This is a genomic window from Mesorhizobium sp. ISC15 (assembly GCF_037162615.1).
Lineage (GTDB): Bacteria > Pseudomonadota > Alphaproteobacteria > Rhizobiales > Rhizobiaceae > Mesorhizobium > Mesorhizobium mediterraneum.
The window spans coordinates 4,933,916-4,947,122 of record NZ_JAVSPX010000001.1; the positions used below are offsets into that span (position 1 = coordinate 4,933,916).

14 protein-coding genes and 1 riboswitch are annotated in these 13,207 nt (G+C 61.4%); of the genes, 8 read left to right on the plus strand and 6 right to left on the minus strand.

Going from position 1 to position 13,207, the window contains the following annotated elements:
• Window positions 1-309: 309 nt before the first annotated feature.
• From cobO to RPG13_RS23705, 4 genes are read right to left on the minus strand one after another with little or no spacing between them, the layout of a single operon-like run.
• Window positions 310-927, minus strand: a complete 618-nt coding sequence (cobO, locus tag RPG13_RS23690) for a cob(I)yrinic acid a,c-diamide adenosyltransferase (protein WP_095483472.1) — start codon at window positions 925-927, stop codon at window positions 310-312.
• A 1-nt stretch (window position 928) separates the two neighbouring features.
• Window positions 929-1,426, minus strand: a complete 498-nt coding sequence (gene cobU, locus RPG13_RS23695) for a bifunctional adenosylcobinamide kinase/adenosylcobinamide-phosphate guanylyltransferase (RefSeq protein WP_425351732.1) — start codon at window positions 1,424-1,426, stop codon at window positions 929-931.
• A gap of 22 nt (window positions 1,427-1,448) precedes the next feature.
• Window positions 1,449-2,228 (minus strand): CbtA family protein, encoded by a 780-nt coding sequence (locus RPG13_RS23700; RefSeq protein ID WP_095483470.1) that lies wholly within the window; start codon window positions 2,226-2,228, stop codon window positions 1,449-1,451.
• 15 nt (window positions 2,229-2,243) lie between these two features.
• Window positions 2,244-2,423, minus strand: coding sequence for a CbtB domain-containing protein (locus RPG13_RS23705; protein WP_095483469.1), 180 nt, complete (start codon window positions 2,421-2,423; stop codon window positions 2,244-2,246).
• Between the two features lie 37 nt (window positions 2,424-2,460).
• Window positions 2,461-2,653: riboswitch (cobalamin riboswitch) on the minus strand.
• A gap of 140 nt (window positions 2,654-2,793) precedes the next feature.
• Here RPG13_RS23705 and RPG13_RS23710 point away from each other — a divergent pair.
• The 3 genes from RPG13_RS23710 (at window position 2,794) to RPG13_RS23720 (ending at window position 5,549) form a co-directional block, all read left to right on the plus strand.
• Window positions 2,794-3,981: an aromatic ring-hydroxylating oxygenase subunit alpha gene (locus RPG13_RS23710; RefSeq protein ID WP_127204838.1), complete on the plus strand. Its 1,188-nt coding sequence runs from the start codon at window positions 2,794-2,796 to the stop codon at window positions 3,979-3,981.
• Window positions 3,982-4,056: 75 nt separating this feature from the next.
• The gene (locus tag RPG13_RS23715) at window positions 4,057-5,061 is read left to right on the plus strand and encodes a DUF1624 domain-containing protein (protein ID WP_127204837.1); all 1,005 of its coding nucleotides are present in this window, start codon (window positions 4,057-4,059) and stop codon (window positions 5,059-5,061) included.
• The gene (locus tag RPG13_RS23720) at window positions 5,058-5,549 is read left to right on the plus strand and encodes a methyltransferase family protein (RefSeq protein ID WP_095483466.1); all 492 of its coding nucleotides are present in this window, start codon (window positions 5,058-5,060) and stop codon (window positions 5,547-5,549) included. The genes RPG13_RS23715 and RPG13_RS23720 overlap by 4 nt, the downstream gene beginning before the upstream one ends.
• 19 nt (window positions 5,550-5,568) lie before the next feature.
• Here RPG13_RS23720 and RPG13_RS23725 read toward each other — a convergent pair whose 3' ends face one another.
• A complete protein-coding gene (locus RPG13_RS23725; RefSeq protein WP_023685221.1) occupies window positions 5,569-5,955 on the minus strand; it encodes a MerR family transcriptional regulator in 387 nt (128 codons plus the stop codon).
• A 151-nt stretch (window positions 5,956-6,106) separates the two neighbouring features.
• Window positions 6,107-7,537 (minus strand): magnesium transporter, encoded by a 1,431-nt coding sequence (gene mgtE / locus RPG13_RS23730; RefSeq protein WP_095483465.1) that lies wholly within the window; start codon window positions 7,535-7,537, stop codon window positions 6,107-6,109.
• 424 nt (window positions 7,538-7,961) lie between these two features.
• Here mgtE and RPG13_RS23735 point away from each other — a divergent pair, with 424 nt between their 5' ends.
• From RPG13_RS23735 to RPG13_RS23755, 5 genes are all read left to right on the plus strand, one after another.
• Window positions 7,962-8,822 carry a MipA/OmpV family protein gene (locus tag RPG13_RS23735; RefSeq protein ID WP_095483464.1) on the plus strand — a complete coding sequence of 287 codons (861 nt, stop codon included), beginning with the start codon at window positions 7,962-7,964 and terminating at the stop codon, window positions 8,820-8,822.
• Window positions 8,823-8,850: 28 nt separating this feature from the next.
• Window positions 8,851-9,615 (plus strand): response regulator transcription factor, encoded by a 765-nt coding sequence (locus RPG13_RS23740; RefSeq protein ID WP_167391033.1) that lies wholly within the window; start codon window positions 8,851-8,853, stop codon window positions 9,613-9,615.
• Window positions 9,612-10,928, plus strand: a complete 1,317-nt coding sequence (locus RPG13_RS23745; RefSeq protein ID WP_095483463.1) for a HAMP domain-containing sensor histidine kinase — start codon at window positions 9,612-9,614, stop codon at window positions 10,926-10,928. Before RPG13_RS23740 ends, RPG13_RS23745 begins: the two co-directional genes overlap by 4 nt.
• Before the next feature lie 162 nt (window positions 10,929-11,090).
• Window positions 11,091-12,428, plus strand: coding sequence for a glycosyltransferase family 4 protein (locus tag RPG13_RS23750; protein ID WP_095483462.1), 1,338 nt, complete (start codon window positions 11,091-11,093; stop codon window positions 12,426-12,428).
• A complete protein-coding gene (locus RPG13_RS23755) occupies window positions 12,425-13,198 on the plus strand; it encodes an HAD-IIB family hydrolase (protein ID WP_095483461.1) in 774 nt (257 codons plus the stop codon). The genes RPG13_RS23750 and RPG13_RS23755 overlap by 4 nt, the downstream gene beginning before the upstream one ends.
• The last annotated feature ends 9 nt before the right edge of the window (window positions 13,199-13,207 follow it).

The window sequence follows — 13,207 nt, forward strand, 5'->3', positions numbered from 1 at the left end:
CGCAAATCAGCACCATGAATAAATTCCTAGCATAACTGCCGTCACAAAGCAATCGATTTCGGGCCACGAAGTGGCCAATCGCTTCAGGTTTGCGCTGCCCCTCACTCTTACCATTCCGGGGCGAGCCGCTTCGTGCGGCTTTCCCTTCTCCGCTTGTGGGAGAAGGTGGCCGCGAAGCGGCCGGATGAGGGGTGTTCCAGCTTGGCACCAACAGCGCTCCGGCCAGCACCCCTCAACCGTCTTGGCGCTGCGCGCCAATCCACCTTCTCCCACAAGGGGAGAAGGAAGAAGAGGCGCGGGCAAAACCCCTCAGAACTCTATGCCTTGCTGCGCCTTCACGCCGGCGGAAAAGTGATGCTTGGTCACGCCCATCTCGGTGACCAGATCGGCCGCCTCGACCAGCGCCGGCTTGGCGTTGCGGCCGGTGACGACGACGTGCAGACCCTCGCGGCGCCCTTTCAGCGCCGCCACCACCTTGTCCAGATCGAGATAGTCGTAGCGCAGCGCGATGTTCAGCTCGTCGAGCACCAGAAGGCTGATCGACGGATCGGCCATCAGCTCGAGCACCTTGGCCCAGGCAGCTTCGGCGGCAGCGATGTCGCGCTTCAGATCCTGAGTCTCCCAGGTAAAACCCTCGCCCATCGTGTGCCAAACGACCCGATCGCCGAAAACGGCAAAGGCGTCCTTCTCGCCGGTGTGCCATTTGCCCTTGATGAACTGGACGACGCCGACGCGCTTGCCGTAGCCGAGCATCCTCAGCGCCAGCCCGAAGGCAGCGGTGGTCTTGCCCTTGCCGGGGCCGGTGTTGACGATCAGCAGCCCCTTCTCGACGGTCTTTGCCGCGACCTCGGCGTCCTGCACCGCCTTGCGCTTGGCCATCTTGGCGCGGTGGCGTTCTTCGTCCTTGGGTTCGATAGTATCAGCCATGTCATTTCACCTTCAGCGGCAGTCCCGCCACCATCATCAGCACCGTATCGGCTATCGTCGCGACCTGCTGGTTGAGCCGGCCGGCGGCATCGCGAAACCGACGGGCGAGCGCATTGTCCGGCACGATGCCCTGGCCGACCTCGTTGGAGACCACGAGCCATGGCCCGCGCGGTCGCGACAACACATCGGCCAGCCCCCGGCATTCAGCCTCAATGTCATGTTCGGCCAGCATATGGTTGGTCAGCCACAGCGTCAGGCAGTCGATCAGGACAGGCCGGCCGTCAGGCAGGGCCTCGATCGCGCCGACGAGATCGAGCGGCGCATCGATGGTCGTCCAGCCCTCGCCGCGCCGCGATCGGTGCAGCGCGATGCGCTCGCGCATCTCGTCGTCATAGGCTTGCGCCGTGGCGATGTATGTCCACGGCGCCGGACAGGCCGTCACCAATCTTTCGGCATGCGCGCTCTTGCCGGAGCGCGCACCGCCGATGACCAGCGTCAGCGTCCCGCCGGAAGCAACGCGATCAGGCAAAGCTGTCGCGCAGGCTCGTCGCCGTGCCGGTCAAGCGGCCACGCACCACGCCGACGACGGCGCCGAGCACCAGCCAGAACACCAGATTGGTCAGCGTCACCGCCACCACGAACTGGTGATGCAGACCTTCCGGGATCGGCGACTCGAAATTGTCGGGCTGCGGCGCGCCGACGATATGCGGCGCCACGATCAATGCCACGGCAAGCAGCGCCAGCGGCAGCGACTTGCGGAAGGCAAGCAGGCCGAGACCGGCCGCTGTCGCCACCACTGTCGCCATCCACCAGATCTGGCGCTGGGCGAGATCGGCGGCCGGCATCGCCGGCAGTTCGGGCGGCAGGCCAAGGTTCGGAGCCAGCGTGAACACGGCAAAGCCAGCGAGCCCCCAGAACAGGCCCTGACGCCAATTGCCGATGCCGCCGGCAAACTCCGAAGCGGCGACCAGGATCAGAGCAAAGCCGATGCCGGTAACGACATTGGCAGCGATATTGAAGACGAAACGCTCGAAGCCATCGGCCGGCGCCCAGCCTTCGTCTTCCGGAGCGGCAGCTTCAGCCGGTGCGGCGCTGCTCATAGCAGTCGTGCTCATTGCGTTTTCGGCAGGTGCTATCGGCGCCGCGGCATGGTCATGCGCGTGGCCGCCGCCGGCCTGCTCGTAGACTTCCGCCTTCAGGATGAGCGGCACGGTGGCATAGGCCTGCATGCAGGCGAGGACGACGCCGGCCACAAGCCCTGCGATCGCCGCGATGAACACGACGTTGCGAAACAATGTCATGATGTCAGCCCCTCGTCAGTGGCAGGGAAACGCCATCGAATGGCGATAGTCGTGAGCGGCATTGTGGACCGCATCGATATGCGAGAAGCCGACAAAGCCCATGACGAAAATGCCGAGAAATGCAGCAAGCGCCAGCTGCAAGAAGCGCGACTGCGAGGAGACGGAAGCGCCGAGCGAGACGGAAGCGGTATTCATGTCTTGTCCTTTCGCCCTCCACCCGAGGGCATAGAAGTCAGTTCTCCTGTCGCCGGCAGGTCTCCTGGCTCGCGGATCAGCGCCCTTCCCCACCTTCCCGAAGAAACTCTTCAGTGGCATATGGAGAGGACTACCGCACACAGTTGCGGGGGCAGCCACGGCATTGGGCAAATTTTGCCCTCACCGCATTCCCTCTTGGTTCCAAAGGAACCGACGACGGCTGCGACTATAGGCAGAATCGTAACGCCCGGCAAACCAAATTCCGCCAGCTACCAGCGCGAATGCGCCGTCTTGGCAGGCCAGCCAGCCGGCGCCGTGATTGACAATTTTCGCGGCCGGGTGTCGGCTGGAGCATCACAGGAAGCCGGTCATGCAACCCAGCCCGAGCGAGCACGATCCCTATAACGGTTTGACGCGACTTGAACCGACGCTGCCGTCGTCGGCGTACTGGGACATCGACGCCCATCAGCGCGATCTCGACGCCATCTGGTATCGAAGCTGGCTGCTCGTCTGCCGCGAGGCCGACCTTGCCCAGCCGCTGGCGTTCAGGACATTCCGTGTCGGCACGCAGGAGATCGTCGTGCTGCGCGACGAGACCGGCGAGCTGCGCGCCTTCCATAACACCTGCCGGCATCGCGGCTCGCAGCTCTGCCAGGCGAGCGAAGGACGGCTGAAGGCGCGGCTCATCACCTGTCCCTATCACGCCTGGTCCTATTCGCTGCGTGGCGATCTCGTGCGCGTGCCGTCGAAATCGCTACCTGAAGGCTTCGACAAGGCCGATCATCCGCTCTATCGGGTCGCACTGTCGGTGTGGCGCGGTTTCGTCTTCGTCAATCTCAGGGAAGACGCCGCCGGTTCGGCCGAAACATCCTTCGATCCCGCATCCGGCAATCTCGCCAACTGGCCGCTGGAGACGCTGGTGTCGGGCCATGTGCTGCGCAAGGTGATGGACTGCAACTGGAAGATTTTCTGGGAGAACTTCAACGAGTGCCTGCATTGCCCGGGCGTTCACAAGGACCTGTCTCGGCTGGTGCCGATCTATGGCCGCGGCCTGATGGGGCGGCACGACGACCCGGAATGGGCCCGTTACGCCGACAATGACGCGCCGGAGTTTTCCGGTGGCCTGCGGGCCGGAGCCGAGACCTGGTCGCGCGACGGGCGCGTCCACGGCCCGGCCTTTCCCGAGCTGACGTCCGCCGAGCGTACCGCCGGGCAGACCTATGCCACCAATTTGCCGTCGATGTTCATCGTCGGCCATGTCGATTATGTCCGCACCGTGCGGCTGGTGCCGCTCGGCCCGGAGCAGACCGAACTGACCGCCGAATGGCTTTTTTCGCCCGAAGCGCTCGCCGATCCAACGGCTGATATCGACAACATCGTCGCCTTCGGCAGGCAGGTGCTGGAGGAAGACGCGGATATCTGCGAGGTCAACCAGAAGGGCCTGCGCTCGATGCGCCACGAGGCCGGCGTGCTGATGCCCGAGGAATATGAATTGCATCGCTTCCACAACTGGGTGCGCGAACGCCACAGCGCTTTCACCGACGCCCTGAACATCTGAGAGGTTTGGCCCGCCTTCTTTTGTCCGGGGCAACCGTGATAGTCGTCTTGCAGTGCTGAATCAGATTGCGAGACCATGAGCATCCTTACGCCAGTCGCCCCCGTTCAGGATCAATCGAAGACGAAGCGCATTATCGCCATCGACGTCGCACGCGGCATCGCCTTGCTTGCCATGGCGAGCTACCATTTCACCTGGGATCTCGAATTCTTCGGCTACACCGATCCCGGCCTGACCGCCTTCGGCTGGTGGAAGTTCTACGCGCGCTGCATCGCTTCGACCTTCCTGTTTCTGGTTGGCGTCAGCCTGTTCCTCGCCCATGGCAAACAGATCCGCTGGAACGGCTTCTGGAAACGCTTCGCCATGGTCGCCGGGGCGGCGCTCGCCATATCGGCCGCCACAAGGTTTGCCACGCCCGACAGCTTCATCTTCTTCGGCATCCTGCACGAGATCGCGCTGGCCAGCCTGCTCGGCCTGGCGTTTCTGCGGCTGCCGGCGCTGCTGACGCTTGTCGTCGCGGCTTTCGTCATCACCGCTCCGCTCTATCTCAGGTCCGGGATCTTCGACCATCCGGCCCTGTGGTGGGTCGGCCTGTCGGCAACCAATCCACGCTCCAACGATTATGTCCCGCTGTTGCCGTGGTTCGGCGCCGTGCTTGCGGGCATCGCGGCGGCAAAGCTCAGCTCCGCCTCCGGCATGCTGACGCGGCTGGCGAGCGTCACGCCTGCCCGCTGGACAAATCCGCTGGTCTTTATCGGCCGGCACAGCCTCGCCTTCTATCTGATCCACCAGCCGGTGCTGATCGGCTCGGTCTGGCTGTTTTCGCAGATCATGCCGGCACCGGTCGAAACCAGGCAGGTGACCTTCCTGAAAGAATGCCAGATGTCGTGCGAGCAATCGCGCGACACGGAGTTCTGCTCCAGCTATTGTGTGTGCATGCTCGATACGCTCGAGGGCGAGGCGACGCTTGATCGGCTCTACAGCAACGACCAGGCTGCAGACTGGAAGGCACATCTCGACGAGCTCGCCGGCGCCTGCACAGCCAAAGCCGACAGCACTTTGATGGAGGGAGGAGCACAATGACCGACCATCAGCCTAAACCGGGGCAGCCTAAACCGGGGTTTATACCGTGGCCGCCACTGATCTATCTCGCAGCCATCGCCGTCAGCATCGCGCTTGGCTTGCTCTATCCGCTTCCATGGATCGGCGGCCTTCTAGGCGACATCCTGTTCGCGGCCGGCTGGGTGGCATTGTTCGGCGTCGTCGCACTCTGGTTCACGGCGATCCGCACCATGATCCGGGCAAAGACGACGCTCCACCCAAACGCCGTGCCGGACCACCTGGTCACATCAGGCCCTTTCGCCGTCAGCCGCAACCCGATTTATCTGGCCAACACGCTGCTGCTGATCGGCGTGGCCCTTGTCTCGGGGATTGTATGGTTCCTGCCGCTGGCGATCATCGCGGCCTTCGCAACGCAGAAGATGGCGATCGAAGGCGAGGAGAAAGTCCTGGCGACGAAATTCGGCAAGAAATACCGGGATTACGCGAAAAAGGTGCGGCGCTGGATTTGAGGCGTGCGGCAAAGGCCACTCAAGTGTTGACGCCGAGCTCCACCAGTCGCTCGACGCAGGATTCCTCAGCCTGGTCGAGCTCGGCCAGGGTCTCTTCGAGGTCCCGGCGCTTCTGGCGCAGATCCTCTCGCTTTTCCTCGATGCGCTTGATCATCAGATTGAGTTGACCGACCTCCCCGGGCGGCTCCTTGTACATCTGGATGATTTCGCGGATTTCGTTGATCGAAAAGCCGAGCCTCTTGCCGCGCATGATCTGGCGGATGAGATGCCGGTCCGACGGGCGAAACAGCCGCGTGCGGCCGCGCCGTACCGGCTGCACCAGCCCCTCGTCCTCATAGAAGCGCAGCGTCCGCGTCGAAACATCGAATTCGCGGGTCAGTTCTGTGATCGAATAATATTCCCGCATCATCACTCCAAATGCCCGGAAAGCGGCGCGATCACCCATCATGCGGCGATGCCCTTCATTCACAAAAGCGGCTCGTCCCGTACCGGAATCGATCGGTTGGCTCTCCGTCAAAACTTCGCACGCAACTTACGTAAAAGTCAATTGAAGTGCCTTATCCGGCTCCGGCGCCCAGATGCAGCCACCAGGTTGCAAGGCTAAGGAAGGCGAGGAAACCGATAACGTCGGTAATCATCGTCGTGAAGATTGATGACGAAATCGCCGGATCGGCGCCGAGCCTGTCGAGGAACAGCGGAATCAGAATGCCGCCGAGTGCCGCGGCCAGCATGTTCACGATCATCGCCACGGCAATGACGAAACCGAGGTCGGGATTGTGAAACCAGAGGCCGGCGACCAGCCCGAGGATCGCCGCAATGACCATGCCATTCAGCAAGCCGACCACAACCTCGCGGCGAATGACGCGACCGGCATTGTAGATATCGAGGTCACGTGTGGCGAGCGCGCGCACGGTCACTGTCATCGTCTGCGTGCCGGCATTGCCGCCCAGCGAGGCGACAATCGGCATCAGTGCGGCAAGTGCGACCATTTCCTCGATCGTCGCGCCGAACATACTGATCACCGAGGCCGAGATGAAGGCCGTCCCGAGGTTGACCAGCAGCCACGGAACGCGCGAGCGCGAGGTCGAGAAAATGCTGTCCGAGAGTTCTTCGTCGCCGACACCACCCATGCGCAGCAGATCCTCCTCTGCTTCCTGCTGAATGACGTCGACCACGTCGTCGATCGTCAGCACGCCGACCAGCCGGTCATTCTCGTCGACGACGGCGGCGGAGAGAAGGTCGTATTGCTCGAATTCGCGCGCCGCCTCTTCCTGGTCCATCTTGGCCGGAATGGCGTGCCTGGTCTCATGCATGACCTCTTCGACCTTGACCGAACGCTTGGTGCGCAGGATCTGGTCGAGGTCGATGGCGCCGAGCAGCTTGAAGCTCGGATCGATGACGAATATCTGGCTGAAGCGGTCGGGAAGGTTCTGGTCCTCGCGCATGTAGTCGATGGTCTGGCCGATCGTCCAGAACGGCGGCACCGCGACGAACTCCGTCTGCATGCGGCGGCCGGCGGTTTCTTCGGGATAGGCGAGCGAGCGGCGCAGCCTGATCCGCTCGGTGAACGGCAACTGCGACAGGATCTCGTCCTGGTCTTCCTTTTCGAGATCCTCGAGGATGTAGACCGCGTCGTCGGAATCGAGGTCCTGCACCCCCTGCGCGATCTGCGCGTTGGGCAGATTGTCGACGATGTCGCGGCGTATCGCCTCGTCGACCTCGGTCAGCGCGGAAAAGTCGAAGTCGGCGCCCAACAATTCGACCAGTGCGCGGCGCTGTTCGGGATGAAGCGCCTCGAGCAGATCGCCGAGTTCCGACTGGTGCAGGTCGTCGACTTCACGCTTCAGCGTCAGCGTGTCGCGATCAGCGATCGCTGCGCCGATCTGGGCAAGGAACGACGACAGAATGGCGCCGTCCTCGCCATAAATGTCGGCGTGGCTATCCTCAGCGGCCCTGGCGCCGGTCGTCTGTTCGTCCTGGCCTTCCATCAGCGCCTCCCGCCATCAGAATTCCGGAAAAGGTGCCCGTCAGGTCTAGAGCATCGAGCCCAAAAGTGGAAACCGGTTTTGGCAAAATCCGATGCCCAAACACAAAGATAGAGCGGCGGCACGTCTAGACTTGAGAGTCCGCCGCTCTATGACGCAACGCGCGGGAATATCAAACGAAAATGCGCCCTGTCCTGCAGGGAGGCGAAGGCTGATGCGACTTGGATTAGCGGACGGGCGATCGTTTACTCCTGATCGTCCGAAGCGAGAACGGATCGATCATCTGGCATCATCGTTCTCTCGTAGAGGCGCCAAGATGAAACCACGATTGCGCAACAAAACTTAACATCACTTCACGCATGCGGCCACTTTCATCTGAAATGGTGAGAGCATCAGAGGCTTATCGCCTCGCTATACTGGAGCACGCATGTTCGCCAAAATGGATTCTGGAATATTTGCCGGCCGGGCATCTCTTGCCGCAATGGCCATCCTGTTTTCAACGCATCCGGGAATAGCACTTGCCGCTGATGCCATTGCGGTGAATTCGGACGATCTCTCCCTTCCACCGCCCGAACCTTCCCGTTTCGCCCGTTTCGAGCAAAAACTGTCCGACTGGCATGTCGTCCTGGGCGGCGGCGCGATCATCGTTCCAAAGTACGAGGGCAGCGACGAGTTCAAGATCATGCCGGTACCCTTTGTCACGGCGACATTCCGCGACGTGATGACGATCAATCCGACAGGCGCCGACATCGCTATCTATGAACAAGACCGGTTCGAGTTCAGTGCGCGGCTTGGTTATGAAATGGGCCGCGATGAAGACGATGCCGATCGTCTGCGCGGGCTGGGAGACATCGGCATGGGTGGAACCGTGGGCGCGAAGGCCACGGTGAATTTCGGCCCGGCTGAAATCTTCGCGCAAGTGGACAAGACCATCGGCGGCAGCGATGGCCTGGTGGGCGAGGTCGGGATCGAGGTCAACCAGCCGCTGTCCCAATCATTGATGGTCGGCGCCCGCGCTTCCGCCGTCTTCGCCGACGAAAATCATATGCAGGCCTATTTCGGCGTCACGCCGGAACAATCGGCTCGCTCCGGGCTGGCACGCTACGATGCCGGCGCCGGATTGAAGCGCGCCGATTTTTCAGTGTCCGCCACATATCTGCTCAACCAGAACTGGATGGTGCGCGGCGAAGCGGGAGTCGGCGTTCTCGTCGGTGACGCCGCCGACAGTCCGATCGTCGCCGAAAAGATCCAGCCTTCAGGCATGCTTCTCGTCGGATATCGTTTCTGACCGCCCACACAGGTACCAGTCCAGGCAAATGGCAAACGTCGCACGACACCAAGGCGATTTGAACGCCGAGTCCAAATCGACAAGACAAGTTTGGCGTGTCCTCATTGTCGAAGACGATGTCGAAATCGCGCGCATGCTGGGCGAGACGCTCACTGAAAACAGCATGATCGTGGAAGTAGCCGAGAGTGGCATCCGGATGGACGCCGCGCTTCGCAACCAGAAATTCGATCTCATCGTGCTCGATGTCATGCTCCCCGGCGAAAACGGCCTCAGCATCTGCCGCCGTCTTCGCGCCCACACGAACGTTCCGATCCTGATGCTGACCGCGCTTGGCGAAGAAATCGACCGTATCTTCGGACTGGAGATCGGCGCTGACGACTACATGACGAAACCTTTCAGCGCGCGCGAACTGACGGCCAGGATACGAGCGTTGCTGCGCCGAACCGCCAGCGCTCCCGAAGAGCGGGATCGCTCGAAGGTGCTTCGCTTCAACGGCTGGCGGCTCGATCCGATACGCCGGCAATTGCATGATCCAAGCAATGCGCGGGTTTCGACCACGATGCATGAATTCGACCTGTTGCTTGCGTTCTGCCGCAATGCCGGCCGGGTTCTCTCACGCGAGGAACTACTCGGCGTGACCCATGCAGGGCTTGCCGGCCCGATCGAGCGAAGCGTCGATGTCCATATCAGCCGGATCCGCCAGAAGATCGAAAAGGATGCGCGCGATCCGGTGCTTCTCAAGACTGTTCGGCTGGGCGGCTACATCTTCACCGCGACGGTGGAGGAAGCATGAGGAATTTCATCCGCCGCAGCCTGCCGCAGTCAGTGCGTGGGCAACTCGCGGCAATCATTTTCGTCGCGGTGATCGTGATCATGTCTACCGGATCGGTCGTCGAAAGCTTTACCAGGAATATCGACCTGCCCGTCATTGACGACAGTCTCCTGCGAGCCACCGTGATTGCAGGCCTGTTGCGCGAAGCACCAGCGGAGGCTCGTGACGAGATTCTGGCAGCGACGGCTCGTGCGGGCCTGGATTTCAAGATACTTTCGAAGGAGCAGATCGACGGTATTCCATATTCTTATACGCAATGGCGAAACATCGAACGGTTTCTCGGGTTCGGGAGGAGGCCGATTGAGGGACGATGGGTGACCGTCGATGGTCGATCCGCGTTTGTCATTGGCCTGGATCAGCAGACCATCCTGGCTCACCTCGGAGTACCCGATGCCTTACTGACATCAGACCTCATCCGTTCCTTGTTCTACAAGTTTATGGCTTTCATCGCCTTGCCCACCTTGATCTGGTTCTTTGCTGTATGGGCCGTGACGGAGCCATTGAAACGCATCTCGGCGGCCGTCGGTTCGGCCGAGATCGAGAATGGCGACGAGCTTTTCGTCGAACGCGGCTCTATCGAGATGGCCGGCCTGGCGCGCGCTCTGAACAGGATGCGAACACGCATCCGGACGATGATCGAAAACCGCACGCGCATGTTGCGCAGCGTCAGCCACGATCTGCGCACGCCTTTGACGCGGCTGCGGCTTCGCGCCGAGCGCATGGATGATGGGCTCATCCGAACCGCGATGCTGTCCGATATCCAGCATATTGAAGATCTGATCGACGAGACTTTGACGTATCTGCGCAACGATGTCTCGACAGAGAAGCTGCAGCGTGTCGACATTGCCAGCGTGTTGCAAACCGTCTGCGCCGAATTTTCGGATGTCGGGTTTCCGGTCTCGTATTCCGGGCCGGATCGGCTTCTGGGCTGGTGCAAACCCAATGCGTTGGCGCGGGCGATCACCAATCTGTGCGACAACGGGGTTAGGTTCGCCGGCAACGTCACCGTCGCATTGACGCAGACCGATACAGCGGCGCGCATCGAGGTCGTTGACGATGGGCCGGGCATTCCGACACCCGCGCGCGCCCGTGTTTTCGAACCGTTCTTCAAGGAGGACACGTCGCGCGGCGGTACGTCGAAGCACGGCTTCGGTCTGGGCCTCTCGATCGTTGCGGACATCATCCAGGGCCACGGCGGCAAGATCGAATTGCAGGACAACCAGCCAACCGGGCTCGTCGTTACCGTCGATCTGCCGAATGGACCAAATGTCTAGCAGTCATAGACGGCCCGCACCGAGAGGGCACGGTGCGTTGGACCAGGGCGGCAAAATCGGGTCTCTCAATATTTGCCGATGAAGGCTGGGTTCCCTATATAGTTGGACCTGCGCTTGCTTCGACCGCGGGCGCGCGGAGATCAATCGTAGAGAAGGATAGAGATGCCGAACGACAACTCGGACGCGGCGATACCTAGAATTGCACTCATTTCAACCCACGGCTACGTTGCAGCCAACCCGCCACTTGGTGCGGCCGATACCGGCGGACAGGTGGTCTATGTCCTGGAACTGGCCAAAAAACTGGCCCAATTGGGGTATGCCGTCGATATCTGGACACGACGATTTGAAGACCAACCGCCTGTCGATGAAGTGGCCGACGGGGTTCGTGTCCTGCGTGTCGCCTGTGGCGGACCCGATTTCATTCCGAAGGAATATCTCCATCGCCACCTGCTCGAGTGGTGTGAAAACGCGCTGCGCCTAATTCGCAGGGAAAACCTCTCCTACGACTTCATCAACAGTCACTACTGGGATGCGGGTGTGGCGGGGCAACGACTGTCGGAGGCGCTCACTATCCCGCACATCCATACGCCGCACTCTCTCGGCATATGGAAGCAGCGCCAGATGAAGACGGACTACCCTGATAAGGCCGATACATTCGAAGCCGAATTCAATTTCACCGAGCGCATAAAGCACGAGACGATCATCTATCGAAGCTGCGCCATGGTGATTGCAACAACGCCGCCGCAGGTGGACATGCTGGTCGAGGACTACAGCCTCGAGCGCGACCGCGTGCACATGATCCCACCCGGTTACGACGACAACCGGTTCTTCCCCGTCAGCGAGGCGTCTCGCCGGCTGATCCGCCACCGGCTCGGTTTCGAGGGACGAACGATCCTGGCGCTCGGCCGGCTCGCCACCAATAAGGGCTATGACCTGCTGATCGATGCGTTTTCCGTGGTGGCGCCGCGTGTGCCAGATGCGGTCCTGAGGCTCGCCGTCGGCGGCGAGAACATGGACGAGCAGGAACAGAAGATCCTGAACCAGCTCAAGGAACAGGTTGAACAGCTAGGCTTGCAGGATCGTGTCGTCTTCTCCGGCTATGTTGCCGACGAGGATCTGGCCGACACCTATCGGGCGGCGGACATGTTCGTGCTGTCGAGCCGCTACGAGCCGTTCGGCATGACCGCGATCGAGGCAATGGCCTGCGGAACGCCCACCGTGGTTACGATCCATGGCGGCCTCTATCGCGGGATCAGCTATGGCCGGCACGCCCTCTTCGGTGATCCGTTCGACAAGGAAGATCTGGGCATCACGATCGTCAAGCCTATGAAGCACCCCCGCCTCTACGGCCGACTGGGCCGCATGGGTGCGCACAAGGCGCGCAGCCTGTTCACCTGGACAGGTATCGCACAGCAGCTTGTCAGCCTTGTCGAAGGACGTCCGGTGTTGAAAGCGGTCGACGACCATGATTGGGACGAGCCGTGGAACGACGGCGATTGAGACCGATCGCGCTTCTATCGAGTGATCTCGACGGGACCCTGGCAGGCCATGCGCCGGCGACGTCACGCTTTCGTTCCAAATGGGAAGCGCTCGACCCCGAGCGCCGACCGGTTCTCGTCTACAATAGCGGTCGTCTGGCCGACGACATTTTGAATTTCGTCGACGAAGTCGGCCTGCCAGCCCCGGACTACGTGATCGGGGGTGTCGGCACGATGCTCGCCGGTCCGCGGCACAGCTCGCGCCCCGCACACTTTACTGATTTGGAGCACTTTACCCAGAGGCTTTCGGAAGGCTGGTCTCTTGAAAAGGTCGATGCGGTGCTCGGATCGCTCAAAGACACCGTCCGGCAGCCCGACGGTTATCAACACGCCTTCAAATCGAGTTGGTACCTGCACGACGCAAGCCCGGACGCCCTTGCCGATATCGAGCGTGCGCTGGTTGAAGCCGGCCTGTCGGTGACGATGGTCTATTCGAGCGGACGGGATCTCGACGTCCTGCCGCGTTCGGCAGACAAGGGGCAGGCGCTGGCCTGGCTCTGCAATGAACTCGGCATCGGCCTTGATGAGGTGGTCGTCGCCGGCGACACCAACAACGATCGCAGTATGTTCGACCTGCCGGGTGCGCGCGGGATTGTCGTCGCCAATGCCTTACCCGAACTGCTTGACATGGCCCGGAACAACCCGCTGATTTACAGCGCGAAGGAACAGTTTGCCTTTGGTGTCGTCGAAGGTCTCGTTCATTGGTCGGTGTTTGAGGACGCCCAATCCTGAACTGGAAAT